The sequence below is a fragment of the Neiella holothuriorum genome (assembly GCF_019457915.1).
In the GTDB taxonomy this organism is placed as follows: Bacteria; Pseudomonadota; Gammaproteobacteria; order Enterobacterales; family Neiellaceae; genus Neiella; species Neiella holothuriorum.
The window spans coordinates 80,221-104,492 of record NZ_JAHZSS010000016.1 but is presented as its reverse complement, the minus strand read 5'-3'; the positions used below and the strand labels follow the sequence as shown (position 1 = coordinate 104,492).

The 24,272-nt window shown below is 48.6% G+C and carries 25 protein-coding genes; 14 read left to right on the top strand and 11 right to left on the bottom strand.

Going from position 1 to position 24,272, the window contains the following annotated elements; genetic code table 11:
- Positions 1-111: 111 nt before the first annotated feature.
- The 5 genes from K0504_RS13110 to K0504_RS13090 all read left to right on the top strand — a co-directional run bounded on the left by K0504_RS13110 (position 112) and on the right by K0504_RS13090 (position 3,719).
- A complete protein-coding gene (locus tag K0504_RS13110) occupies positions 112-1,245 on the top strand; it encodes a serine hydrolase domain-containing protein (RefSeq protein WP_220104650.1) in 1,134 nt (377 codons plus the stop codon).
- 320 nt (positions 1,246-1,565) lie between these two features.
- Entirely contained in the window at positions 1,566-2,006 is a 441-nt protein-coding gene (locus tag K0504_RS13105) for an energy transducer TonB (protein WP_220104649.1), read from the top strand.
- A 122-nt stretch (positions 2,007-2,128) separates the two neighbouring features.
- Positions 2,129-2,440, top strand: a complete 312-nt coding sequence (locus K0504_RS13100; protein ID WP_220104648.1) for a hypothetical protein — start codon at positions 2,129-2,131, stop codon at positions 2,438-2,440.
- Between the two features lie 431 nt (positions 2,441-2,871).
- The gene (locus K0504_RS13095; protein ID WP_220104647.1) at positions 2,872-3,264 is read left to right on the top strand and encodes a VOC family protein; all 393 of its coding nucleotides are present in this window, start codon (positions 2,872-2,874) and stop codon (positions 3,262-3,264) included.
- 8 nt (positions 3,265-3,272) lie between these two features.
- Positions 3,273-3,719: an MBOAT family O-acyltransferase gene (locus K0504_RS13090; RefSeq protein WP_225918133.1), complete on the top strand. Its 447-nt coding sequence runs from the start codon at positions 3,273-3,275 to the stop codon at positions 3,717-3,719.
- Between the two features lie 52 nt (positions 3,720-3,771).
- Here K0504_RS13090 and K0504_RS13085 read toward each other — a convergent pair whose 3' ends face one another.
- From K0504_RS13085 to rsxA, 9 genes are all read right to left on the bottom strand, one after another.
- A complete protein-coding gene (locus K0504_RS13085) occupies positions 3,772-4,329 on the bottom strand; it encodes a hypothetical protein (protein ID WP_220104645.1) in 558 nt (185 codons plus the stop codon).
- Positions 4,330-4,497: 168 nt separating this feature from the next.
- A complete protein-coding gene (locus K0504_RS13080; protein ID WP_220104644.1) occupies positions 4,498-5,034 on the bottom strand; it encodes a flavodoxin in 537 nt (178 codons plus the stop codon).
- A 321-nt stretch (positions 5,035-5,355) separates the two neighbouring features.
- The gene (locus tag K0504_RS13075) at positions 5,356-5,616 is read right to left on the bottom strand and encodes an RnfH family protein (protein ID WP_220104643.1); all 261 of its coding nucleotides are present in this window, start codon (positions 5,614-5,616) and stop codon (positions 5,356-5,358) included.
- Positions 5,607-6,281: an electron transport complex subunit E gene (locus K0504_RS13070; protein WP_220104642.1), complete on the bottom strand. Its 675-nt coding sequence runs from the start codon at positions 6,279-6,281 to the stop codon at positions 5,607-5,609. Before K0504_RS13070 ends, K0504_RS13075 begins: the two co-directional genes overlap by 10 nt.
- Positions 6,278-6,916 carry an electron transport complex subunit RsxG gene (rsxG, locus tag K0504_RS13065; RefSeq protein WP_220104641.1) on the bottom strand — a complete coding sequence of 213 codons (639 nt, stop codon included), beginning with the start codon at positions 6,914-6,916 and terminating at the stop codon, positions 6,278-6,280. Before rsxG ends, K0504_RS13070 begins: the two co-directional genes overlap by 4 nt.
- A 9-nt stretch (positions 6,917-6,925) precedes the next feature.
- Positions 6,926-7,930: an RnfABCDGE type electron transport complex subunit D gene (locus tag K0504_RS13060; protein ID WP_220104640.1), complete on the bottom strand. Its 1,005-nt coding sequence runs from the start codon at positions 7,928-7,930 to the stop codon at positions 6,926-6,928.
- A 15-nt stretch (positions 7,931-7,945) separates the two neighbouring features.
- Positions 7,946-9,448 carry an electron transport complex subunit RsxC gene (gene rsxC, locus K0504_RS13055; RefSeq protein ID WP_220104639.1) on the bottom strand — a complete coding sequence of 501 codons (1,503 nt, stop codon included), beginning with the start codon at positions 9,446-9,448 and terminating at the stop codon, positions 7,946-7,948.
- A gap of 108 nt (positions 9,449-9,556) precedes the next feature.
- Positions 9,557-10,084 carry an RnfABCDGE type electron transport complex subunit B gene (locus K0504_RS13050; RefSeq protein WP_225918132.1) on the bottom strand — a complete coding sequence of 176 codons (528 nt, stop codon included), beginning with the start codon at positions 10,082-10,084 and terminating at the stop codon, positions 9,557-9,559.
- 29 nt (positions 10,085-10,113) lie between these two features.
- Complete coding sequence (gene rsxA / locus K0504_RS13045) at positions 10,114-10,698, bottom strand: electron transport complex subunit RsxA (protein ID WP_220104638.1); 585 nt, start codon at positions 10,696-10,698, stop codon at positions 10,114-10,116.
- Between the two features lie 352 nt (positions 10,699-11,050).
- Here rsxA and nifL point away from each other — a divergent pair, with 352 nt between their 5' ends.
- From nifL to K0504_RS13005, 8 genes are all read left to right on the top strand, one after another.
- Positions 11,051-12,661: a nitrogen fixation negative regulator NifL gene (gene nifL, locus K0504_RS13040; protein ID WP_220104637.1), complete on the top strand. Its 1,611-nt coding sequence runs from the start codon at positions 11,051-11,053 to the stop codon at positions 12,659-12,661.
- A complete protein-coding gene (nifA, locus tag K0504_RS13035) occupies positions 12,658-14,208 on the top strand; it encodes a nif-specific transcriptional activator NifA (RefSeq protein WP_220104636.1) in 1,551 nt (516 codons plus the stop codon). Before nifL ends, nifA begins: the two co-directional genes overlap by 4 nt.
- Before the next feature lie 168 nt (positions 14,209-14,376).
- On the top strand, positions 14,377-15,210 hold the full coding sequence (locus K0504_RS13030; RefSeq protein ID WP_220104635.1) for a lipase family protein: 834 nt from the start codon (positions 14,377-14,379) through the stop codon (positions 15,208-15,210).
- A gap of 171 nt (positions 15,211-15,381) precedes the next feature.
- Positions 15,382-16,764, top strand: a complete 1,383-nt coding sequence (nifB, locus tag K0504_RS13025; RefSeq protein ID WP_220104634.1) for a nitrogenase cofactor biosynthesis protein NifB — start codon at positions 15,382-15,384, stop codon at positions 16,762-16,764.
- Positions 16,764-17,081: a 4Fe-4S binding protein gene (locus K0504_RS13020; RefSeq protein ID WP_220104633.1), complete on the top strand. Its 318-nt coding sequence runs from the start codon at positions 16,764-16,766 to the stop codon at positions 17,079-17,081. Before nifB ends, K0504_RS13020 begins: the two co-directional genes overlap by 1 nt.
- On the top strand, positions 17,065-17,709 hold the full coding sequence (locus K0504_RS13015) for a nitrogen fixation protein NifQ (RefSeq protein ID WP_220104632.1): 645 nt from the start codon (positions 17,065-17,067) through the stop codon (positions 17,707-17,709). Before K0504_RS13020 ends, K0504_RS13015 begins: the two co-directional genes overlap by 17 nt.
- An 81-nt stretch (positions 17,710-17,790) precedes the next feature.
- On the top strand, positions 17,791-18,336 hold the full coding sequence (locus K0504_RS13010) for a DUF3124 domain-containing protein (RefSeq protein ID WP_220104631.1): 546 nt from the start codon (positions 17,791-17,793) through the stop codon (positions 18,334-18,336).
- 121 nt (positions 18,337-18,457) lie between these two features.
- Positions 18,458-20,389, top strand: a complete 1,932-nt coding sequence (locus tag K0504_RS13005; RefSeq protein ID WP_220104630.1) for a GGDEF domain-containing protein — start codon at positions 18,458-18,460, stop codon at positions 20,387-20,389.
- Here K0504_RS13005 and K0504_RS13000 read toward each other — a convergent pair.
- Entirely contained in the window at positions 20,379-20,768 is a 390-nt protein-coding gene (locus tag K0504_RS13000; protein WP_225918131.1) for a DUF3224 domain-containing protein, read from the bottom strand. The two genes, K0504_RS13005 and K0504_RS13000, sit on opposite strands and share 11 nt — an antisense overlap.
- 171 nt (positions 20,769-20,939) lie before the next feature.
- Here K0504_RS13000 and K0504_RS12995 point away from each other — a divergent pair, with 171 nt between their 5' ends.
- Positions 20,940-23,288, top strand: a complete 2,349-nt coding sequence (locus tag K0504_RS12995; RefSeq protein WP_220104629.1) for a YgiQ family radical SAM protein — start codon at positions 20,940-20,942, stop codon at positions 23,286-23,288.
- 10 nt (positions 23,289-23,298) lie between these two features.
- Here the strand turns inward: K0504_RS12995 and K0504_RS12990 are convergent, their stop codons facing one another.
- Complete coding sequence (locus tag K0504_RS12990) at positions 23,299-24,129, bottom strand: alpha/beta hydrolase (protein WP_220104628.1); 831 nt, start codon at positions 24,127-24,129, stop codon at positions 23,299-23,301.
- Positions 24,130-24,272: the final 143 nt, after the last annotated feature.

Genomic DNA, 24,272 nt, shown 5'->3' with positions numbered 1-24,272 from the left:
CAGTGTGGCTCTGGTTCGACTAACCCACGATAAACCGCAGGAGATCGACACTTCGCCTCAGGGAATCATGATGTCTAGCCATACTCATCACTCATGGAGTCGGATTTAAAGATGAAAATGAAAATGTATAAATACATTGGATTGTTCTTATTAACATTAATTCAGACTGCATCAGCTAAAGATGAATTGTCGTTTAAAGACTGGCGAAATACTGCTATCAATTCAAATTTTTCAGGTGTGGTTTTGGTTGCTGCAGGTAATAAAGTCTTGTTTAAAGAAGCTTTCGGGCTGGCAAATAGAGAGAAGAATATACCTTTTTCCGAAGATACAATTTTTAATATTGGCTCACTAACAAAACAATTTACAGCAACTGCAATTTTAAAACTGCATGAATCTAATAAACTCTCTGTCAATGATCCGCTCTCTAAGTTTTTTGATAATGTTCCCGATGACAAGAAAAAAATTACAGTACATCACCTATTAACACACACTGCTGGTTTTGTTGCTACCCGAGGAGGGGGTAGTTCAAATTTGTATGATGTTGTGACAAGAAAGGAGTTAATTGAAACTGCTTTAAAATCAAAATTACTTGCTCTGCCCGGGGAAGAATATAATTACTCAAATATTGGTTATAACCTACTCGCGATAATTATCGAAAAAATCACAGCGGATAACTATGAAAATTTTTATTATGAAAATCTTTTTGAACCAGCAGGTTTAACTGAAACAGGTTATCGTCTACCCAAACGGGCTGAAAATAGAGTCGCTATAAATTACGGTGCAGATCAAACTGCTTATCAACGACTATTTTCTATTGAAGCAAAAAGTCTCCCCGTCGGAAGCCCTTTTCAGCATTTAAAGATCAAGAAAGGCCCACGCTTTAATATGGAGGGCGCAGGAGGCATGTCATCTACTGTAGGAGATCTATTCTTTTGGTATATGGCTTTGAGTTCAAATTTGATTCTTACTGACGAATCTAAAAAGCAATTATTCTTACCACACAATGCATCGTTAGAGAAAGAGTCCAAATCACATTATGGTTATGGTTGGGATATTAAATCTACTGCTAGAGGAACATTACATGCCCAACACAATGGTTCCAATGGGTACTCTTTTGCCGATATGCATTATTTTGTTGATGAAAATATTTTTATTGTACTAGCGACAAATGACATAGATGTTTATCCAAAAGTTATAATGGACGAGCTTTTATTACTAGTAGAGTCAGGTATGGCTAACAAGTGACTGTGGTGCGACAACTGATTTCTTCGGAAAAGTCATAGTGAAGCATATAGAAAAGGGTTTTGATTCTCGGAGAATATTTGGCTTCGAAGGAAAGCCAAGTGCTAGTGGCTTGGCTATTGAATGGTAATCTAACGATAAACTGGTACTGAGCTTCGATAACTTACAGAAAGTTAGAATTATCGCCCAACATGGAAGACAGACGAGTGATTTTGACATTGAGTATAGATATCGAGGTGATTCGTCGCATTAACAAGAATTATCAGTTTTCTCGTTTCACTCGCCCGCCGTTTCTGGCGTTAGGTCAACTAAGGAAGGTTTAGATGAAATATCAAATATTAAAGTTAATTTCAATATTGCCAATCGTAATTGTAACTAGTGCGAATGCAAACTATGCAGATGTAAAACTCACTCATATCAACCCAGAAAAATCAGCCGCTCAATGGATTAGAACTAAACAGTTCTCACCTCAATATCCTATTGAACTGGCAATGAAAGGTATTGTTGGTTGTGGTGTATTTAAAGTTACCGTCGATGAAAATGGTAAAACAGGTGATGTTGAATTGGTTAGCTCAATTCCAAAGAAAGTTATTTATAAACCAGCCAAAAAGGTTATAAAAAGTTGGGAGTGGAAAAATGTTTCCGATGAGCCTAATTTGGCTGAAGAAAAAGTCATTCGTTTAGATTTTTGCATGGGTGGTAAAACAGAAGTCGAAGCTAAGGCAAGGTGTGCTGAACAAGCAAAATTAGAGTGTAGTGCATAAATTCACCTGGCGAGTTAATGAATTAAATGGCTCGAAACATCAGGGTTTTGCTCCTTAATGCATAATGTCACCCTGTTGTTTTCTTCTTTTTATTAAGGCGTGAGTTTAACAAGGAGAGTTAAATGGGTAATTTGCTGTTTAAAGAAAAAGTAGTTGTAGTCTTTTGTTGGGGGGCTAGTTTTTTGTTTCTTGGAACCGGTTGGTATAGCTTTTTAAATTCTCAAGCTAACTTGAGTAATTTAGCTATTTCAACTGGTGTGGCAATAACTTTGTTTGGTGCTAGTTTGATTCCTAGAATTTTTTTTGTACCTGTTAAATCGGCATTGTCAGATGTTCAATCGCCTATATTGGTCAAATCGGAAACACAGCAATGTTTAACATTAGGCGGCATAGTCATTAGTTCTATTGGCTTGGTTATCCAACTGTTTACCTAACAATAAATTTAACAAGGACAAAAGAAGTTGGCGGTTGTCTCAACTAGCGCATAGTAAACACATCAAGCCGTAATTCAAGCAGGCAGTGATAGCAAAACTACGTGCCAATTTTGTTGGGAGTTGCGCTCTAGTTTAATCAAATCGCCGCTACGTTTCGGGCCTTGGTGCCGTCACTGGCTAGTCAGTGACGGCAGTTGAGCGATTTCATCGCCAATCACTCTTATGATTGGACGTTAAACCTATAAGCGCCCAGTGATGCTGAGTAGTTGCCCCTTTCCCACGAGCGCCCGTTCTTGAAACCTGTATTGCCCTTTACTTATTTTGGTAAATCAAACGGCTTAACGCTTCAAATTTAGCGTGACGTTTTGCGCTTGCTGCATTATCACTTAATAGTATATGAGTTGTAGATCACCACATCATGAGGGCAGGTTATGCACTTAGGCGTATTTTCAATCAGTTTATCGGTTAAAGATTTAGCTAAATCGAAAGCTTTTTATCAAACCATTGGCTTTGATGTGTTTGCCGGCGATGAGGCGCACAATTATCTCATTATGAAAAATGGCGACACCCTGATTGGCTTATTTCAAGGCATGTTCGACAACAACATGTTGACGTTTAATCCGGGGAGGGATGCCAATGCGCAGGAGTTGGCCGAATTTACCGACGTGCAGGCCATATACCAACATGCCGTTGCTAACGGGCTTGAGGTTAAAAATGAAAACTTACCCGAAGGCAATGAGCAGCAAACTACTGGGCCTGGTCATTTCATGCTCATGGATCCCGATGGTAACGCTATTTTGATCGATCAGCACCGCGCATCATGAGCCAAATCATGTCTCTGGCGAATTACGTTAAGCGACGCAACGGAGTGGCGCTAGGCGCGCCGCACTCGATGCGCAATATGCTTTATCGATCGTTTGGTGCGGGGTCGTTTGCCCAGTTCTGGCAACACTGGAATCCTATTTGGGGTTATTACTTAGCGCGCAAGGTGGCAAGGCCGCTAAGTGCCGTGTTGCCAACGTGGATGGCAGTGATCATCACCTTTGCGGTGAGCGGCGCGCTGCACGACATTGCCATTTCGTTGGTGAAAGGGCGTGTGGTGGTTCTTTTTAGCCCTTGGTTTGTACTGATGAGTTTGGTGGTTTTAGCCAGTAGGCAGCCAACGCTTGCGTTTCATCAATCCCCTTGGTTGCTGCGCGCTAGTATCAATTTGTTCATCATTCTGGCTTGTTTAGCCGTGAGTCTGTGGTTATTGCCGTTGTTGGGCTATGGTCACTAAAAAGGGCCCTGTGCGGGGCCCTTTGGTTGAATTTCGGTGGTTGGCTGTTCTCTCAATCATCTAAGTCTTTGAGGTGATCAATCTTCAAGTGCTCTGGAATTTCAATTTTCTCGTCGGCTTGTTTTTCTTTTCGTTTTTGCTCTTTTTCGGCCTCAATCTGCTTCATGGCATCTTGCAAGGCAACCTCGCTATGAAAAGCGGTGGCGTCGTATTCATCGCCCACTGCAATAATCATCAGTTCGCCATCAATCATGTTGCCTGCAAAGACATAGTTTTGTTGCATCTCTGATGGCCAGTAGCCGGTCGGATCTTCTTTGTTTGACGGGCTAATGCCGCAATAGCCGGTGAGGCTGGCGTCTACATAAACAGGCACATCACCACGAAACGCTTCTTGTAAGTTGATGACCACACCTTTGACGCCCTCATAATAATCAGGCAGGCGGTAAATACGGGAAACTGAGCCAATAAACACATAGTCTGAGAGGCCGATGGCCTTCATCATCGATGCCTTACGGGCTAACGGCTCACCATTGGTTTGACAGGCTAAGGCGTGGGGAATGCTCACAACCAATGCAATGAAGAGTAGGCAGCGGCTATAAAAATTTTGCATGGACAACTCAAACTATGACAACAAATGCTCTGGCGAGCATTTTAACCAGTTTGGCAAGCCAGCTCCATCTTTTGCCACGTAAAGCTTGGTGGTTGTGAAATGTGGTTGTCATGAGTCAGCCCGTTTTCTGGGCTGAGCTCATGTTCAACTGTAAATTCAGCGGGTTCGTTATACGCCAAAGGCCGATTTAACGGAGTTCAGCCAAGCTTCAATACGCTCTGCGTGCTGATCACTTTGGTTATCGTTGTCGAGTACCAAACCAACAAACTCGTCTTCGTCCAACGCTTGAGAAGCATTAAAGGTATAACCTTCCGCAGGCCAAGCGCCTACCATTTCGGCACCGCATTCTGCTACGGCGTCATATAGCTCGCCTAGACCATCTACAAATTCATCAGGGTAGTTAACTTGATCACCTAAACCATAAACGGCCACTTTCTTGCCGGCTAAATCTAAGTCATCAAAGTTTGGCATGAACTCTTCCCAGCTTTCAGCCTGAGACTCCGACGATAAGCCGGGTAGCTGGCCTTCACCGAGTGTTGGTGTGCCCAAAATCAGGTAGTCATAGCCAGCCAATGTATCGGCATCAATACGATTGATGTTCAATGGCTTATCAGCTAATTCTTCGCCCAATGCTTTGTGCATCATTTTGGCGATTTTGCGAGTGGTTCCTGTGTCTGTTCCGAAAAAGATCCCAATTGCGGCCATGGCGCTACTCCTTGTTAGGTGCTTGATGAATTTGCTCTACAAACCAACAAGCGCTTATTGAAATTAAGAAAACAAAACGTTTGAACGATTAAGTCATGGAGTTGCAATAGACCTGCCAGTTAAGAGGTTATTTAAGTGGTTGAAAGTAAAGGAATGTTGATTCTTGGATTTGATGCTTGTACGGGCTTTGTCATAAAGGCGACAAACAAGGACGACAAATAAATGAGGTTGGTGTTGAGGCGGGACAATGGCTTTAGCTAACGATGGTGGTTGCGTCCGGCAGCAACGACTCAATGAACTGCCAGACATTCGCATTAGTGATTAATCATCATCGTCGTCATCTTCATCGGCTTGCCAAGTGATGGGGCGATAAATTTCCACTCGGTCGCCATCCACGAGCGCGGCATCTAAGGTCACGAACTTACCGAAGACGCCAATCTTTTGTTGCTCCAATTGAATGTCGGGGCACAAATCCAAGATGCCCGATTGGTTGATGGCGCTGACAGCAGTAGCGCCGTCAGCCAGTTCTAATTCAAGCCATAATTGCTGGCCGGGTTCAGCATAGGCAACACTTACGCGCATGATTGCTCTCCTTGCAAACGATGTTGACGGGCTTCAAGCCAACGCTGCCATTGGCGCTGAGCCATGAGCATAAAGCCGAGGATCAAGAAGCCGCCTGGCGGTAAAATCATTAACAATAACCCTCGGTAGTTGGGGATCACCGTGATTTCTAAGAATTCGAAGTGGCTGCCGAGTAATAAGCTGGCATCGGCAAACAACGTACCTGAGCCAAGAATCTCGCGGAATCCACCGAGTACGACGAGCACCCAAGTAAACCCTAGGCCCATGGCCACTCCATCAGCAACAGCGGGCAGGGCCGGCTGTTTGCTGGCAAATGATTCAACCCGGCCTAGAATGGCGCAGTTGGTAACAATGAGCGGAATAAACAAGCCCAGCACCTTGTGCAATGAATGCATCCAGGCGTTGAGTACCAGGTCGGTTAGTGTTACCAGAGTTGCGATCATCAAAATATTGATTGGGATGCGTACCGCACGACTAATGGCCGGTTGAAACACCGAAGCCAGCAGGTTGGCGCAGACCATAACGGCCAGCGTCGCTAACCCAAGACCAAGACCATTGGTGGCTGAGGAGGTAACGGCCAGCAGCGGACATAGCGCTAAACACTGGCTAAGGACCACGTTGTTGCGCCATAACCCTTCGGCAAAAATACTGCGATAGTTGCTCATGATGATTCTCCCTCAGAAGCCTTCGCATGTGCCAGCGACTCCAAATCAAGCAGAGCCTGATGGACGCGGTTGACGACTGCGCGTGGGGTAATGGTGGCGCCGCTAAATTGATCAAATTCGCCGCCATCTTTTTTAACGGCCCATTGATTTTCAGGCGTATTGGTCAGTGATAAACCATCGAAACTGGTGATCCAATCATGTTTAGCCACTTCAATTTTGTCACCTAAACCAGGGGTTTCGGCATGGCTTAGCACGCGTACACCAATGATTTGTAATTGCTCGTCTAGGCCGATCATCAGTTTGATGGGGCCGGCGTAACCGCTCGCTTCGGTTTCCACTACGTAGCCAGAGGCCGCGCCATTGTCACTGGCGGTAAACAGCTGATACTGGCGCCCATCAACCCGCCAATTGGTTGATGTAGCAATCAAATCATTACTGTAGCGTGCGACGGGCATAACGAGCGCTAGTGCCATCTGTTGGTCTTCATACTGACGCATGGCGATAGCAGGGGCTGTCACTTGACTGATCAGCAACAACAAACCTGTAGCAAGGCCAGTCGCGGCGGCTAACGATGCCGATTGATAAGATGTGTAGTCGCGAATTTTGTCGAGGTGATTTTGAATACAAGGCAACATCAGAAGCTCCTACAACGAAAATCGATTGGGTTGGCCAAAAACAGCAGGTTTCAGGTAATGATCAATAACCGGCGTGGTGGCATTCATAATCAGTACCGCAAAGGCCACGCCTTCGGGGTAACTGCCAAACGTGCGTATCAACCAAATCAGCACACCACAGCCAATGCCGAATAAAATTTGCCCTTTGGGACTGGTGGGTGATGTCACCATGTCGGTTGCAATAAAAAATGCTGCGAGCATTGCTCCACCACTGAGTACATGAGCGCTGGCTGAACCAAAACTTTCAGGAGCAATGGCATGTGAAATGGCTGCAGGAATAGCAATGCTGAGCAACAAGGTGGCGGGAATCCGCCAGTGAATGATGCCGCGCCAAATTAGGAACAAACCGCCAAGCAAAATAAGTAGGGCACTGGTTTCGCCTAAGCTACCGGCGTGATGACCCGTGGTTAATTCACTTAGCGAGGGCAGCGCGCCGGTTAGTTGGCTCAATGGTGTGGCCGCGCTAACGCCATCAATCGCGTTAGTCGATAACCATTGTTCACCCAGCAATAAGCCGTCGGCACCTTGTTGCGGTGGGTTCGGTAAACGCCAATCGGTCAGTTCGACTGGGAAGCAAATGAGCAACATGACGCGGCCAAGCATGGCTGGATTAAATGGGTTTTGACCGAGGCCTCCAAACACCGTTTTACCAATCACGATGGCAAAAAACACGCCGCTAACGGCTATCCACCAAGGCGTTGATGGCGGCAAACTAAGCGCCAGTAACCAACCAGTGAGTATCGCTGAGCCATCAAGTGCGCTGTGGGTGGATTTGCCAAGCAGTTTAAGGCCAATGTATTCAAACAACACCGCGCTGCTCACACAGGCGAGTAACACGATGACGGCATTAATGCCAAACAGGTAAAGGCCGAATACGGTTGCGGGCACCAATGCGGCTATCACCAAAAACATCAAATGGGTGGTGGATGTGCCACCGTGAGTGTGAGGGCCGGCAACCGGCGTAAATTGAACCATGAGTAAACTCCGGAATTAATTGCTGGTTGGCGTTGAATCGGTGCTGTCGGCTTTCTTACGAGGCGTTCGAGCGGGCCGTTTTCGAGTTTTCGAACGGGCTGCCTTAGCGGCCTTTTTAGCTTCGGCCTCGCGCATGAGTCGAGCCTGACGCGCTTCGGTGAGCTGTCGAGCATGAGCCGATTTACGCTCCATGGTTCGCGACGCATTGAGTGAACTTCGGGCGTGCTGAAAATACTGCACCAGTGGAATTCGTGATGGGCAAACATACGAGCAGGCACCACAGAGCAGGCAGTTGTCTAGCCCAAAGTGGCGCGCGCCATCGAGATCTGAGACGCGACTATGAGCAGCCATTTGAAACGGCATTAACCCCATTGGACAAGCATTCACACAGCGGCCGCAACGCACGCAGTCGTGGCTTTGTTCGGCGCGGATTTCATCGGCACTTAACGCCAGAATACCGCCAATACTTTTATCAATTGGCACAAACGGTGACGGCAGCACTTGCCCCATCATTGGGCCGCCAGCAACTAGTCGCGCCGCTTCCATTTTCAAACCACCACAACGCGCAATGAGATCCGAAACTAATGTGCCCATGGCAACAATGAGGTTGGTGGGTTGTTCCAGTGCGCCACCCGAGATGGTCATCACGCGACGGATTAATGGGCGCTGATAGCGTACGGCTTCAAACACGGCTTGTGCGGTGGCGACGTTGTGCACCAAAATTCCGATTTCAGTACTGAGCTGGCCGGGCGGTACCGTATGGCCGGTAACTGCTTTAATCAGATGGCGTTCTGAGCCCATTGGATACAAGCTGGGTACGATTTGAACGGACAGGTTAGGCCGATCGGCAACGGCCGATTGCATGGTTGAAATGGAGTCGGGCTTATTGTCTTCAATGGCAATAATGGCCTGCTCGCAGCCGATGGCTCGAACCATTAACGCTGCACCTTCGGCAATCTCTGCGGCTTTTTCACGCATCAAACGATCATCACAGGTTAAATAAGGTTCGCACTCACCGCCATTGAGCAGTAAGGTTTTGACGCCTTTTTGGCGCGCAAAACGAAGCTTTAAGCCACTCGGGAAACCGGCGCCACCTAAGCCAACAATGCCCGCATCCAGCACCCGCTGAATGATCTCTTCTGGAGTTAGCTTGCTGGTATCGCACGGTACATGGGGAATGCCCCAGGTCGGATCGCCATTTCCCTTAATCATTAAGGTGTTGGTTTTCAGGCCCGATGGATGGGCTGAAACGTGAGGTTGAATGGCTTCAACAACGCCATTGATGGGCGCATGCAAAGGCACGCACATATCATTGGGGCCACTGGCAACTAACTGACCTTTGACGATGGTGTCGCCAACATTCACATGCGAGCGCAACACCACACCGTTGCGTTGCTGCAAACTCAGGCAAACACGGCGCGGCTCTTCGCTGCTAACAATTGCTGTATTTTCGGTCAGCTCTTTGTGACCCCGAGGGTGAATACCACCGCTAAAGGGTTTTTTGCGAAGTCCTAGCATGATTCGGCTCCTACGTCAGATAGATGCCAATTGCAGTACCGCAGAGCGCTGAATTGACGAGCGAAAAACGTCATGAATTGTTCCTTGTCCATTAGGTGGCTCCTGCGGTTATGCCACGCGCGGCTTCGGCCACTGCCAGGTATGCAATTCAGGTGCAACGGGTTGCATGGAGAGACAACCTTGTGGGCAGGCTTTTTCACACAGTCGGCAACCGGTACAAACATGACGAATGACGGTATGCATCTGCCGATTGGCGCCCACAATGGCGTCAAACGGACAAGCTTTAAAACAGCGGGTACAGCCAGAGCACTGAGATTCGTCAATGTGCGCAACGACCATCACATCCTCGCCATCGCCGCTCAGCGCAACGCCCAACATGGAAGAAATACTTTGGGCCAATGAACGGCCACCGGGCGGGCAGCAGTCGGGGCCAAGCTTGCCTGCCACCATGGCTTCGGCCGCTTGCCGACAACCGGGCTCACCGCATTGACCACATTGACCGCCGGGCAGCATCCCTTCGAGTTCGTCAACGCGCGGATCGCCGGCCACTTTAAGGGTTTTAGACGCCCACCCCAATAAACCACCAAACACTGCACCAACGGCACTCAGGGCTAAAATGGAAATTAATGTCATCATGTTGCTGACTCCTTATGAAGTGGCGGTGATTAAGCGCTGCCGACGATGCCGGCAAATCCCATGAAGGCCATCGACAGCAAGCCTGCGGTAATAAATGCGATGGGAATTCCGGCCAGTGATTCGGGCACGTTGGCAAGCTTCAGGCGCTGGCGAAGGCCTGCAAACAAGACAATTACCAAAGAAAATCCAACCGCTGAGCCAAAGGCGTAAAACAACGTTTGCAGCAATGTCATGTCTTGCTGAACAACCAAAATGGCGACACCCAACACGGCACAGTTGGTGGTGATCAACGGTAAGAAAATGCCAAGAGACTGATACAGCGGCGGGCTGATTTTTTGGATCACCAGTTCGGTAAACTGAACCACTGCCGCAATCACTAGAATGAAGGCCAAGATCCGCATGATTTGTAGATCGAGTGGCGCCAGTAAAAAATGCTCAACGAGCCAAGACGCCAGCGCGGTTAGGCATAAAACAAAGGTGGTGGCAAAGCCCATTCCAATCGCGCTGTCGATGCGCCCTGACACGCCCATAAACGGACACAGCCCAAGAAATTTGGCCAATACCACGTTATTAACTAAGGCCGTACTGATCAGCAGAAGTAAGTGTTCAGACATGGTTGCTACTCGGCAGAAAGAGATTCATGCCGAACTATGTTGCAGATGCCATACCAGCTAGCGTGCTTGCCTCAAATCAGTGAGGAATCCCTTTTGTGGTGCGCAATTAGCCCAAAATTGACGACAAAACCAACCCACCGCTAAGTGTCTTTTCTGACAAATTATCCAAAAACTTTGTACGGGTTTGTTACAAATCAAACAATGACTCGTTATTGAGCCCTTGTGGCATGGGCGATCACGTGTGGGAATGAGCCTTGCAGCATGACTATTACCGTAGTGCATGATTTGCTTGCCCAGCTATGTAGCGCTGAGCTTTCGGATCATGAGGTAAATGCAGTAGTTAAGGAGCGACATGACTAAGTCTTTTACAGTGCCAGCCGCTAGCGGCAGAACGCTCGAATCGGAAGCCGGCCCTGCCTCATCATTGAATCAGATGGTTCAAATTGTTGAACAGGCACCCATGGCTATTTCCATTAGTGATATGAAGGCCAATATCGTCTACGTGAATGAGGGCTTCAGCCGCATCACCGGCTATGAAGTAGATGAAGTCGTCGGCTGCAATCACTCCATTTTGAGTTATCGCACCACACCCAGTCAGGTGTATCAATCGTTATGGAGCGCCATTACCGCTGGCGAATGTTGGCAAGGGCGGTTGATTAATCGGCGTAAGAGTGGCGAACGCTATTTAGCCGATGTCACCATTTCGCCGTTGCGCGATGATCTGGGTGAAATCACCCATTTTATGGGGATGCACCGTGATGTGACCGAAACCCATGCAATGAATACGCGCCTCAACAACCAAAATACGGTGGTTGAAGCCGTATTAAATGCGGCGCCCGTTGCCATTGCCTTGCTTGATGAAAAGCACAATGTGGTGCTTGATAACTTGGCTTATAAAGCGTTGGCGGCCGATTTTGACAACGAGCCTGCTTACGAAGTGTTAACGCGGTTGAAGCAACAACTCGGCGTTGATGCGATTCGTAAACTCATGACGGCCAACTATGCCGAAGGTCATAGTGTTAGCGTGGATATGAAACGCCAGCAAGATCAACGCTGGTTTAGTTGCCGAGTGTCATCGTTGTCGGTTGATGACGGTGATGTGGATGGTTATTTCACGCCCAAGCCGCAACCTCATTTGATTTTGGCGATTTCCGAATACACGCGGGAAAAACGCCATATCGAGCGACAGCGCATCAGCGAATTACAACGCTCTACCGCCGAATCGGAAATGATGCACGCGATGCAAGAGACGTTGCATGCTGCGATTCATCAGATGCAGGGCCCCATCAACATGATTGAGGCAGCTGTTACCATGATGTGCCGCACCACCAAGCAATGTCCGGGCATGGATGCAATGGAAGATGCCTTGCGAACTGGTGCTGAATCGGTCGAACAATTGAAATTGGCACTACCTGAGCGGGCGTCTGAAGCAACGCAACCGGTCAATGTGAATCAGTTGATTCATGATATTTCAGCCATGGCCACCGAACGATTGTTAGCGCGCTCGATTCCGCTGCAGTTGTCGTTAATGGCAACGTTGCCATCGATTAATGGTCAGCCATCGCGGTTGCGCGTCGCCCTCAAACAACTGTTGGATAACGCCATTGACGCGATTGATTTCTCGAAGTCATCGCAGCGGCAGATATTAATTTCAAGCTTCTTAGATCATGACGAAGTGGTGATCACGTTTGATGATAGTGGCCCTGGCGTTGATAAATCACGCAAGCTCAAAATTTTCCAACCCTTTGTGAGTACGAAACCGGCAACGTCATCGGGTTGTCGCGGCATTGGGTTAAGCATTGTGCAGCAGGTGATTAATGAACATAGCGGCACCATAGACATTCAAGAGAGTGATTTTGGTGGCTGTTGTGCTCGCTTGGTGATCCCTAAACGAGGCCAAATGGCAGAACGCGGGGCTAGCTTTATTTCTAACGCGGTCATGGGTGAAGGAGGTGATGTATGACATCTGCAACTATCTCACCCCGAACGATCGCCGAAAGCCACCTCGCAGCTTTATATGAAGTGAGCAGCGTGCTGGGTGACAGTCTTGACTACCAGCAAACCATGACGAGCGTGTTACGGGTTTTGCATGACAAAGCCAAGCTCAAGCATGCCATGCTGACCTTGCTTGATGATGAGAAACAGGCGTTAGTCATCGACAACCTGCATGCGCCCGACAATGTCGAATCGAGCCAAACCAATAATATTCGCTATAAAAGCGGCGAAGGGGTCATTGGTACCGTGATGCGTTTGGCGCAGCCGGTGGTGTTAACCAAAGTGTCGAACGACATGCGTTTCGCCGATAAGTTGGCGTTGTATGAATTGAATAAGCCGTTTATTGCGGTACCAGTTACCAAAGGTAAATCCGGCGTGCTCGGCGTGCTTGCTGCCCAACCAGAAATAGAGGACACCGAATTACTGGCCGACTTTACTCGGTTCATGGAAATGACCGCCAATTTGGTAGCGCGTAACGTTGAGTTAGCGAAGGGCGTTGAAGCCAAACAAGACAACTTGGAAAAAGAGCGCGACAGGCTTCGTCGTAAGGTACGTAACAATTACAGCCTCGATAACATGGTGGGCCATTCGCAAGCCATGCGACGGGTGTTTGAGCAAATCCGCTTAGTCTCTAAATGGGACAGTACGGTGCTGGTTCGCGGTGAATCTGGCACGGGTAAAGAGCTGATCGCCAATGCCATTCACTACAATTCGCCACGTGCCACTGGGCCGTTTGTAAAGCTCAACTGCGCGGCGTTACCTGATAACTTATTGGAATCAGAGCTTTTTGGTCACGAGAAAGGCGCCTTTACCGGAGCGATGAAACTGCGCAAGGGGCGTTTTGAAACTGCTGATGGCGGCACCTTGTTTCTTGATGAAGTAGGCGAAATTTCAGCCGCATTTCAGGCTAAGTTATTACGGGTACTTCAAGAAGGCGAGTTCGAGCGTGTTGGTGGTAACCAAACGCTGTCGGTTGATGTGCGCATCATTGCGGCCACCAACCGAAACTTAGAAGAGGAAGTGCGCCAAGAGCGGTTTCGGGAAGATCTGTATTACCGCCTTAACGTGATGCCCATCTATCCAGCACCATTGCGTGAACGTGTTGAGGATATTCCTGAACTGACGCAGTTTTTGCTGGAAAAAATTGGCAACCAACAAAAACGTAAGCTGTCGGTTTCCGACGGCGCGATACGCTTGATGATGAATTACGAATGGCCTGGTAACGTGCGGCAGCTTGAAAATATGCTGGAGCGAGCCTCCATCATGAGCGAAACCGGCGAGATCGATCAGGACTTAATCATGTTGGATGACGTTAACGGCGATCGCTTGGCGAGTCGTTCGGCACCAGCTGCAACCGATCTCGACAACCCCGATCTAAATGATCGAGAGCGAGTGATTGCTGCGCTGGAGCAGGCCGGTTGGGTTCAGGCTAAAGCTGCGCGTTTGTTGAACATGACGCCACGGCAAATTGCCTATCGTATTCAAACTATGAATATCCGTATGCGGCAGCTCTAATGCCATTCGCCACCGCTGCAGGCGCCAACCCATAAAGCGCAGCGGTTATCGACAAGCTCCATTGGGGCCTTGTCTGGCGGATCACATTTGTGCTTCTGAATTGCAACTATAGTTAGCCAGCCTAAACTGGCTAACTATAGTTGTGCCAACTAATTCAGGGTGAATGTGATGCTTAAAGTCTCTCCTTATGTTTCGAAACTCGATGCTGGCAATGCTTACTGGATGGCGCGCTTAGCCGAAGCTGTCTATAGCCACCGTTCTGAAAACGATTTGCGACCCGATGAAGCTGCTATTTTGGCCACGCTGAAGGCTGATGACGAAGGCTTTCAGTCAGTCTTTGGTGCCGACAATAACAGCGCGCAAGCGGCGCTGATAGAGCACCAAGACTACCTGTGTATTAGTTGCCGCGGCACCGATGAGTTGGCTGATTGGCTCGACAACATCAAGGCGTTCCCTTCGGAGCAGTTGTTTGGCAAATTCCACCGTGGCTTTTGGCATTCAGTCGAAGACATTTGGGCGCCCATCGCCGAGCGCTTAGCGGCTGTTCAAGCTCAGCAGCAACAGCAAAAAGGGCGCAAACTGCCGGTCTTTATTACTGGCCACAGTTTAGGCGGTGCCATGGCCGTTATCATGGCGGCCAAATTTGTTCATGCCGATGAGCCATTCACCAGTGTTTACACCTTTGGCCAGCCACGCGCCATGACGCGCGAAACGGCACGTTTGTTTAATGTTGAATGTGGCGAACGGGTTTATCGATTCCATAACAACAATGACATGGTGACGCGAGTGCCAGCGCGGGCTATGGGCTATAGCCACGTCGGATGTTATTTGTATATTTCGGAAGAAAAGAGTATCCACCGAGAGCCCGGTTTTTGGTTTCGTTTCCTCGATGCGATTGATGGCGCCGTTGCCGCGGTGAAAGAAAAAGGCCTAGACGGTATTGAAGACCATGGCATGGCGCGTTACCTCGCCTCCATTAAACGCTGGAACTATCACGACTAACATTGTGTGTCAGTTTTGCCACAAGTTGTCATCATCGTTGCTGTTTGTTACATGGCGAATACCTGTAACGCATTGATTTTAAGATGGTTGATGTGTGGAATATAGTTTGCACTAACTCCTTATAAGACGAGGCAGTGTTGCCTTCGGTAACACGCTTAAAGGAGTATGACTATGGTGCAATCAAACGGAGGCTGTGCAAGTGCCTCACCGGCAGCAGCTTCAAGCTGTGAGCAATCAGGCAAATCTGCCGCCGATCTCGGTTTAAATTTGGACGATCCGTCGTTGTCGTCCGACGTTGTTAGTAAGGTGACGTCGCATCCCTGTTATTCCCCCGAGGGCCATAAATACGCCCGCATTCATTTGCCCGTTGCGCCGGCTTGCAACATTCAATGCAATTACTGCAATCGTAAATTTGACTGTAGCAATGAATCTCGGCCGGGCGTGGTGTCCAAGCTATTGTCGCCCGCCAAAGGGGTGCAGCGCTTTGTAAAAGTCAAAGAACGCATCCCTGAAACCAATGTGGTTGGTATTGCTGGGCCAGGCGATCCGCTGGCAAATCCTGCGGCAACATTGGCAACGTTAAAAGCTGCGGCAAAGCAAGACAGCGACGTGCACCTGTGTGTTTCTACCAATGGTTTGGCGCTGCTTGAGTTAGTCCCTTCGTTAGTTAAAGTCGGGGTGTCGCACCTGACTATTACCATTAACTGCATTGATGCGGCCATTGGCGCCAAAATCTACCCTTGGATTTACTTCAACCACAAACGATTACGCGGTCGCGAAGCATCGCAAGTTCTAATCGACCGTCAATTAGCGGGACTAAAAGCCGCTGTTGCCGCGGGGATGTTGGTGAAGGTCAATACGGTGCTTATTCCTGGCATCAATGACCATCATATCGAGGCGCTGGCGCAGGAATTAAAACTGCATGGCGCATTGCTTCATAACATCATGCCGTTAATTTCCGATCCGGCTCACGGCACATATTTTGGCCTCACGGGTCAACGTCAACCAACCGAAGATGAAGTTGCCGAGGCGCGTGCCGCCGCTGGTTCCAATATGGCTCAAATGAGTCATTGTCAGCAATGTCGTGCCGATGCCGTTGGGCACTTAGGGCAGGACATAGATCTGGACGCCGATGAGTCGGTGAAGCCAGTGCAGCAAGAAGTCGCTGAATCATATTTGGTAGCCGTGGCAACTAAAAGTGATGTGCTGATCGATCAGCACTTTGGCCATGCTCAATCCTTTGCGCTTTATCAGATTTACGAGGACAGCATTGCGCCAATGGGTCGCCGTGATGTCAGCCAATATTGCGTTGACAATGAATGCGATGAAACTGAGTCGCGTATGGCGAGCATGCTGCAGGCGCTAGAAGGAGTATCGTCAGTATTATGTGCCCGAATCGGCATGACACCTTGGCAAGCATTGGAGCAAGCGGGCGTGATGCCATCTACCGATTATGCCTTGTTTGACATTCAGCAAGCCTTATCGGCACTTCAACAACAATGGCTTGAGCAGGGTAAGTTTTCCCAACAGTCTCGTTGTAAGGAGGCAGTGTAATGGCCTATTCAATCACTTCTGCATGTATTGGTTGTAACGCTTGTAAATTGGTTTGCCCGCAAAAGGCCATTGTCAGTAGTGCCACGGGCTATGCCATTGCCGAGCACCGCTGTAATGAGTGTGTGGGTCACCATGCCGATCCGCAATGTGCCAGTATTTGCCCCATCGAAACCGCGATTGTTGATCAAGACCATCGGGCACTAAATCCACCAGGCTCATTAACGGGGTTGCCTAATGAACGTCAGGTGATTGCCATGACGAAGTTGGCGGCAAAAGTCTCGGGAGGAAAAGGAGGCGCACATGCTACTAACGGCTGACGGAGATGCTAATTTATCCCATGGAGGCTTTGGCAGTTGCCATGGGGTGACACGAAAACGATTTGATGATGACACCTTGCTATCGCAGCATGGTGCCAATCAACTCATTGCTGCCACGGCAAAAGCACAATTGTGCTCGGTTGCCTCATTGCCGTATGGCTTAGGGTTAGAGCATGCGGCTTATCAAGAGCTGTTGCGACAGCTTAATCACAGCGTCTTATTTCAACTCGATGAGGCTTGGCAAGTCTCATCAGGGCCAAACAAACAGCGGGCAGCGGCATTGGCCGCTCTGGTCAATCTGCAACTGTCAGAGCGAAATGAGCTGGTGACGTTGTTGATGAGTCATCTCAACCCCGCCGTTTACCACGGTGAACTTGTCGCCGTCATCGTGGCAACTGCCTCGTTAACGCCAGGTCATCTTTGGAAATCACTTGGCCTAGCCTCACGGGCTCAACTGCGCCAGCTCTTGAACTATTTCTTTCCGCAGCTGGTGGCTAAGAACGATAACAACATGCGTTGGAAGCGTTTCTTTTATCGTTGTTTGTGCGAGCAGTCCGGTGATTATGTTTGCAAAGCCCCGAATTGCGTTGATTGCAGCTCCTACCGTGAGTGTTTTGTTGCCGAATAAGCCTTGCCGCTGATTGACGAGTAGTTGCTCTAGGCCATCGGCTACTACGCTTAACGTTGATGACGTTCGGTGGAGTGGCCAATGAAAAATCAAAAGCTGTTGTTACAACTCTTGTTTTCGGCGTTGGTCTTTTGCTTGATCATCGGTGGCGGCTATTTGGCAAACTTGCTTGAAAAAATCGAGGCCATTGACGATCAGTTACGATTTGAAATGCGCCGAGACAACCAGCTGTCTGCTGAGCTCGGGCGGTTGCCTTCGGGACATTACCAAACTGTGGTCGCAGTGTATGGTCAATATTGGTCTTCAACAGCCCCCCAGTTACTGCAATTACTACTGATCAACGCAGATCCTGTTCAGCCCATTATCATCGAGTCGATTGAGCTGATTGACAATGACGGTCAGTCGGTTGCTTTGCTGGTGGGGCATGATGTTGAGTTAGCTGCGCAAGCCAGTCATCACACCGAACTTTCAATACCGTACATGCACAAAGCCAAGGTCTCGGTGGCATTCATTCGTTGGCGCAGCAATAACTCAGTAACGGTGCCGGTTGCCCATTTGCTCTCACTTGAACACGGCGACAACCCTGTTGATATGGTGAGTGTTGGCACGCATTCAGTTCGTAAATAGCAAGCGAGCTGTGGGCCAGATCATAGAAACCATAGTATTTGAATGGGATTAATTGCGCCGTTGAGTACCGCCAACCACACTCAAAAGGCTTGTTGGATCAGCAAGGGGTAGGAGATTTACCGTGGCACGAACGCGCATTGGTTATATCACCAACGAAGTTATTGGCAGTTACCAATGGCCTTTGTTCGACGCTGTCATCGACGCTGCTCAACAAGCCGACATCGATTTGATTGCCTACGAAGGGCGCAGCATCAATAGCCCGCTATTCCGCGATACACAATACAACCTCATTTTTGACTTTGTTGATCAACACCAGCTTGATGGTTTGCTGATCTCATCCGGCGCGGTGTTCTGTTTTGTTGAGCCACCGCAAGTGGCACAGTGGCTTGGTGATCGCTTTCAACTGCCATTAGCCAGTATTAGTTTGCCGCTGCCGGGCGCAAGTAATGTGCTGCTGCGCAATGACATTGGCTTTAAAGCCTTGCTTGAGCACGTGATAGAGCAACATCATTGCCGGCGATTGGTTTTTGTTAGCGGGCCTGAGCGCAATGAAGAGGCAAGTGGGCGGCGGCGTATGTTCGTTCGAGCGGTTGCTGCAGACTCGGCACTTCACGCGGATTATATTAAAGGCGATTTCACTGCCCAGAGTGGGTCGCGCGCAATGGAACAGATCATCAATTGGATAGACCAAGGTCAGCAAATTGATGCAGTTGTTTTTGCTAATGATGACATGGCGGTTGCGGGCTTAGAGTACTTAGCCAAACACCGCGCAGCATTGATGAACCAGTTTGTAGTCACTGGTTTTGATGACTCGCCGAGTGCTCGATTAGTGGTGCCTTCGTTGTCGACGGTCAGCCAGCCATTTGAAAAAATAGCCAAAAGAGCCATTCAATGTTTGCTCGATCAAATCGAGGATAATGCTAAGCCGCAAGATTATTGGTTTGATACCGTGCCGATTTATCGCAACAGTTGTGGCTGTGAACCCGAGCAAATGTCGGTCATGCATCCAATGCTGAGATTTGCGTCTAACAAATACAAAATGCACGAGATGACGCAAACTTATAAGGTCAACGAGCTGTTAGCTCAGTTGGCCACCGGTTTACCGTATTTCGACATTAAAGGTTGTTATGTCGCGCTCTATGAAGGCGGACGATTTCCGCATACGGAAGTGGGGCATGATCGTATTCCGAAGCGATCACGACTCATTTTTGCCTACCACGACAGTCAGCACTGCCCGCTGCAAGGGGCTATTACGTACAATACTCGCCAAATTTTACCCTCCAGCTTTTTAAACACAGAGCAGCCGCAACCGCTGCTCGTTAAGCCGTTGATGTTTGATAACCAGCATTTTGGTTTCATTGTGTTTGATGTCACCGTTGGCTGGTTGGAAGATATGGAGTACGTGCGGCGACAAGTGGCGCGTACTTTAAATGCCGCATTGTTATTTGAAGAAAAGAATAAGGCGGTGGAAGCGGCTGAGCTTGCCAACGAAAAATTACGCGCGTTGAACCAGCAATTAGAAACGTTAAATGAATTGTTAGTGAAACGATCTGTGACGGATGAGTTAACCGGCCTGTATAACCGTCGTGGTTTTTTTGATTTGGTGCGGCAATACGCCATTACCGATCGAGTGCTAAATCGTTGCACCTTGTTTTATGTCGACATGAACGATTTGAAAATGGTCAACGATCAACTTGGTCATCAGCAGGGCGACGTGGCGATTCAAATGCTGGCCGATGCGCTGCGTAAGACTTTTCGTCAGGAAGATATTATCGGCCGAATCGGTGGTGACGAATTTGTCGTCTGTGCAAAACGGTGTGGGCCGGATGATATTGAGCCGCTAGAGCAGCGTTTTAAGCAAGTGTTAGAGCGCTGCAATAGCAATGCTGATCTGCCTTGGGATGTGTCATCGTGTATGGGCTATCAGATCTTTAATGGTGGCACCGAGCAAGATCTAGAGCGGGCGCTGGAGCGCGCCGACAATATGCTGTACGAACGTAAAGCTGAGTATAAAAAGCAAAAAGCAGAGCAAGCCAACAAGCCTACTCATTAATCTCAAGATTTAGCTGATAATTAGCGGTGCCGGCTTCGCCAGAAATAAATGAACCTTGCCCCAACATAGCCGCCAATTCATCTGTTCCAGAACTTGCCACAATGACAAACTCACTGCTGGCCACACCATTAATGAACTGACCATTGTGTTGCAATGTGACGGTACCCGAGCGGCCTTCGATTGTGCCCGTGATGGTTTCCAAACCAACGAACACAGCTGAACCATCGGCCTGATAACTCATCAAGTATTGAATGTCACTATTGCCAACAATTGCGCCGGTGTAGCTTTGGGTGATTTTGGCATGGCTTTTTTTCGAGCCATCGGTGTTTTCCAAGTATGGGGTTTCGTCCCAACCGGTTATTTGAAATACGCCTTCCATTTCTATTCTCGTTGGTGAAAGAGCTAAAACCATAGCCGTATTGAGACACATTCTCTAGTCAGACCATTTGTTGGTGGGTTTGTTCTTGATATACCTGACTAAATTACTTGGGATTAAAGTCTGGCGCGGAACCGTGTATAATTCGCGCTCCTAAATCGGAGTGACCACTACATGCAAGCTAAGCTCGCCGTTGAACCTATCTTTGAACATCCCAAATACTGGGCTGAATGCTATGGCACAGCACCGTTTTTGCCAACATCTCGGGCTGAAATGGATGAGCTTGGCTGGGATAGTTGCGACATCATTATTGTGACCGGTGATGCTTATGTCGATCACCCAAGCTTTGGTATGGCAGTGGTGGGCCGTTTACTTGAAGCTCAAGGTTTCCGAGTTGGCATCATTGCGCAGCCCGATTGGCACAACAAAGATGCCTTTATGGCACTTGGCCAACCGAATCTGTTCTTTGGCCTCACGGCGGGCAATATGGACTCAATGATCAACCGTTACACGGCTGATCGAAAACTACGTCAGGACGACGCTTACACCCCCAATAATGAAGGTGGCAAGCGGCCTGATCGCGCGGTACTCGTGTACTCGCAACGTTGCCGAGAAGCCTACAAAGAAACGCCGATCATTTTAGGCGGGATTGAAGCGAGCCTACGCCGCGTTGCCCATTATGATTACTGGTCCGATAAAGTGCGTCGCTCGGTACTGTTTGATGCCAAAGGCGATATTTTGTTGTTTGGCAATGCTGAACGGGCATTGGTTGAAGTCGCTCACCGCTTGGCTGCAGGCGAAGATGTGAAGTCGATGACCAATATTCGCGGCACTGCGGTGATTCTTCCCCAAGCGCCTGAACACTATAAATTGATTGATTCGAGCCGTATCGAAAAGCCAGGCAAGGCCTTTGTCGCACCGAATCCGTATGAATATCAGAGCGATTGTGACAGTAAAAAAGACACCACGAAACAGCCGCAAACCGTCGAGCCACAGCCGATTGTGGTGCGGCCTTCTCGCCATGATGCTGAAACCACAGCTGTTCGCTTACCGCCATTTGAAAAGCTAAATAACGACCGTATTTTGTACGCCCATGCGAGTCGTGTTTTGCATTTGGAAACGAATCCTTATTCTGGCCGAGCGTTGATCCAGCGCCACGGCGATCGAGAATTGTGGGTGAATCAGGCTCCGATTCCTCTAACTACCGATGAAATGGATTATGTCTTTGGTTTGCCGTTTGCACGGGTACCACATCCGAAATATGGTAAAGCCAAGATCCCGGCCTATGACATGATCAAAACGTCCGTCAACATCATGCGTGGCTGCTTTGGTGGTTGTTCATTCTGCTCTATTACCGAACATGAAGGACGGATTATTCAAAACCGCTCAAAAGAATCAATTTTGAGCGAGATTGAAGATATTAGAGACAAAGTTCCGGGTTTTACCGGTGTTATTTCCGATCTTGGTGGCCCAACGGCAAACATGTACCGGCTTGGCTGTATGGATGAAAAAGCCGAAATCAATTGCCGCCGACCGTCGTGCGTGTTCCCCGACATTTGTAAAAAGCTCAATACGGATCATAAGCACACCATCGATTTGTACCGTGAAGCGCGCAAAGTTAAAGGCGTCAAAAAGGTCATGGTGGCGTCTGGCGTTCGTTATGATTTGGCCATTGAATCACCCGAGTATGTCAAAGAACTGGTCACCCACCATGTCGGTGGCTACTTGAAGATTGCGCCTGAACATACTGAAAAATCGCCGCTCGATTTAATGATGAAACCGGGCATGGGCGCTTATGACAAATTCAAAGCCATGTTCGAAAAATACAGTGCTGAAGCAGGCAAGAAGCAATACCTGATCCCGTACTTTATTTCTGCTCATCCAGGTACAACTGACGACGACATGCTGAATTTGGCGCTGTGGTTGAAGAAGAACGACTTCCAGTGCGACCAGGTACAGAATTTCTATCCGTCGCCCATGTGCAATGCGACGTCGATGTATTACTCAGAAACGAACCCGTTAAAAAAGGTGAAGTATAAAAAGCGCGATGAAGTGACCGTGCCAAAAGGAGAGCGCCAACGTCGCTTGCATAAAGCATTGCTGCGTTATCATGATCCTGCCAATTGGAAGCTGATCCGAGAAGGCCTAACGGCAATGGGTAAAAAGCACTTGATTGGCGACAAGCCGAGTTGTTTAGTGCCTGCTGACGATCGCTCTGAGCAGACCCCTGCACAGCGACGCAAGTCCGGTCGTCATGGTGCCAACCGTTTTGCCACTAAGCACAGCTCCAACCAGCCACATCATCGCCAAGGTCAGCACGGCAAGGCTGCGGAGGGCAAAGCTGCCAATAAACCCAATGGGCAAGGTAGCCAATCAAGCAACGGCGCAGCGAGTACGGGCTCGAAAGGTCAAGGAAATAAAGGCAAGTCAGGCAAGGGGGCCGCTGGCCAAGACAAATCTCGGCCTAATGCTGGTGGCTATAAAACGGGCGCTGGCCGCGGAAAAAACAAAGGGCGCCGTTAAGCGCCCAATGTTAGTTGTTGCGGTTATTAAATATATGGCGAAAGCCACGATTGTAGGCTTCCGGCGTCACGCCGCCGTGCGCTTCCCCTTCAATAATCTCAAACTGAAAGACCCAATCAGCATAATTTCGGCTTGCTAGCACTTCCGCCATGATCTTGCTTTCCATCACGTGGGGGACTGTTTCAGCGCCGCCCACCGCCATATAAAAACGACTATTAAGGCGCTGCTCGGTTGTTACCGCAAAGTGGCTGCCGCCATTTCGATAAAGCCTTGCTTCATCTTGTAACAGCTGACGATCATTGACGTACCAAGCTGGCGTGACGGCAATATGCATATTGAATAAATTGGGTTTGTTGAACAGGGTATAAAGGGCAAACAAGCCTCCGTAGGAGTTACCAACTAACGCGCGACGACTTGGATTGACTCTGAATTCTTTCTCAATATACGGAATCACTTGTTGTTCAATAAATTCTAAAAAGGCCTTTGCTCCGGCATTTGTGGCGGGGTTGGCTTTCGGAATAAAATCTTTCACGCGTAACTTACCGTAATCGATATCTTGGCCGGGGTATCCAATGCCAACGGCAATGACATCGGGCATTTTTCGATCGTAAACCAGTCCACCGATCACGCTGTTGATCAACGCAGTATGCCAATACGCATCCAAATAATAGACAACGGGGTAGTGTTTCTCTGCGCTGGTTTGATAGTCGGCTGGGAGGCGAATATGAAGTTCGTAATGTTTGTTTTCGGTCAGATCCGTTTGCAGTTGCCGCACTTGAATATTATTTAGCGTGTAATTGGGGAATTGTTCGGCCGCGCTCACCGAGCCCATTATCAACATGAGCACTAACCCGCAATGACGGCAAATACACCTTAATGTGTTGTGGATAGTGGCCCCGTTCATTTGAATGTCCTTATTGTGCTTGGCAATAAAATCGTTCGCCGAATTGTGGTGGCAACAATCCATTTCATTCAGCAGATGAG

Coding starts and splice junctions, on each gene's coding strand:
- K0504_RS13110 (WP_220104650.1), top strand. CDS start 112: ATGAAAATGAAAATGTATAAATACATTGGATTGTTCTTATTAACATTA.
- K0504_RS13105 (WP_220104649.1), top strand. CDS start 1,566: ATGAAATATCAAATATTAAAGTTAATTTCAATATTGCCAATCGTAATT.
- K0504_RS13100 (WP_220104648.1), top strand. CDS start 2,129: ATGGGTAATTTGCTGTTTAAAGAAAAAGTAGTTGTAGTCTTTTGTTGG.
- K0504_RS13095 (WP_220104647.1), top strand. CDS start 2,872: ATGCACTTAGGCGTATTTTCAATCAGTTTATCGGTTAAAGATTTAGCT.
- K0504_RS13090 (WP_225918133.1), top strand. CDS start 3,273: ATGTCTCTGGCGAATTACGTTAAGCGACGCAACGGAGTGGCGCTAGGC.
- K0504_RS13085 (WP_220104645.1), bottom strand. CDS start 4,329: ATGCAAAATTTTTATAGCCGCTGCCTACTCTTCATTGCATTGGTTGTG.
- K0504_RS13080 (WP_220104644.1), bottom strand. CDS start 5,034: ATGGCCGCAATTGGGATCTTTTTCGGAACAGACACAGGAACCACTCGC.
- K0504_RS13075 (WP_220104643.1), bottom strand. CDS start 5,616: ATGCGCGTAAGTGTTGCCTATGCTGAACCCGGCCAGCAATTATGGCTT.
- K0504_RS13070 (WP_220104642.1), bottom strand. CDS start 6,281: ATGAGCAACTATCGCAGTATTTTTGCCGAAGGGTTATGGCGCAACAAC.
- rsxG (WP_220104641.1), bottom strand. CDS start 6,916: ATGTTGCCTTGTATTCAAAATCACCTCGACAAAATTCGCGACTACACA.
- K0504_RS13060 (WP_220104640.1), bottom strand. CDS start 7,930: ATGGTTCAATTTACGCCGGTTGCCGGCCCTCACACTCACGGTGGCACA.
- rsxC (WP_220104639.1), bottom strand. CDS start 9,448: ATGCTAGGACTTCGCAAAAAACCCTTTAGCGGTGGTATTCACCCTCGG.
- K0504_RS13050 (WP_225918132.1), bottom strand. CDS start 10,084: ATGATGACATTAATTTCCATTTTAGCCCTGAGTGCCGTTGGTGCAGTG.
- rsxA (WP_220104638.1), bottom strand. CDS start 10,698: ATGTCTGAACACTTACTTCTGCTGATCAGTACGGCCTTAGTTAATAAC.
- nifL (WP_220104637.1), top strand. CDS start 11,051: ATGACTAAGTCTTTTACAGTGCCAGCCGCTAGCGGCAGAACGCTCGAA.
- nifA (WP_220104636.1), top strand. CDS start 12,658: ATGACATCTGCAACTATCTCACCCCGAACGATCGCCGAAAGCCACCTC.
- K0504_RS13030 (WP_220104635.1), top strand. CDS start 14,377: ATGCTTAAAGTCTCTCCTTATGTTTCGAAACTCGATGCTGGCAATGCT.
- nifB (WP_220104634.1), top strand. CDS start 15,382: ATGGTGCAATCAAACGGAGGCTGTGCAAGTGCCTCACCGGCAGCAGCT.
- K0504_RS13020 (WP_220104633.1), top strand. CDS start 16,764: ATGGCCTATTCAATCACTTCTGCATGTATTGGTTGTAACGCTTGTAAA.
- K0504_RS13015 (WP_220104632.1), top strand. CDS start 17,065: ATGCTACTAACGGCTGACGGAGATGCTAATTTATCCCATGGAGGCTTT.
- K0504_RS13010 (WP_220104631.1), top strand. CDS start 17,791: ATGAAAAATCAAAAGCTGTTGTTACAACTCTTGTTTTCGGCGTTGGTC.
- K0504_RS13000 (WP_225918131.1), bottom strand. CDS start 20,768: ATGGAAGGCGTATTTCAAATAACCGGTTGGGACGAAACCCCATACTTG.
- K0504_RS12995 (WP_220104629.1), top strand. CDS start 20,940: ATGCAAGCTAAGCTCGCCGTTGAACCTATCTTTGAACATCCCAAATAC.
- K0504_RS12990 (WP_220104628.1), bottom strand. CDS start 24,129: ATGTTGATAATGGGCTCGGTGAGCGCGGCCGAACAATTCCCCAATTAC.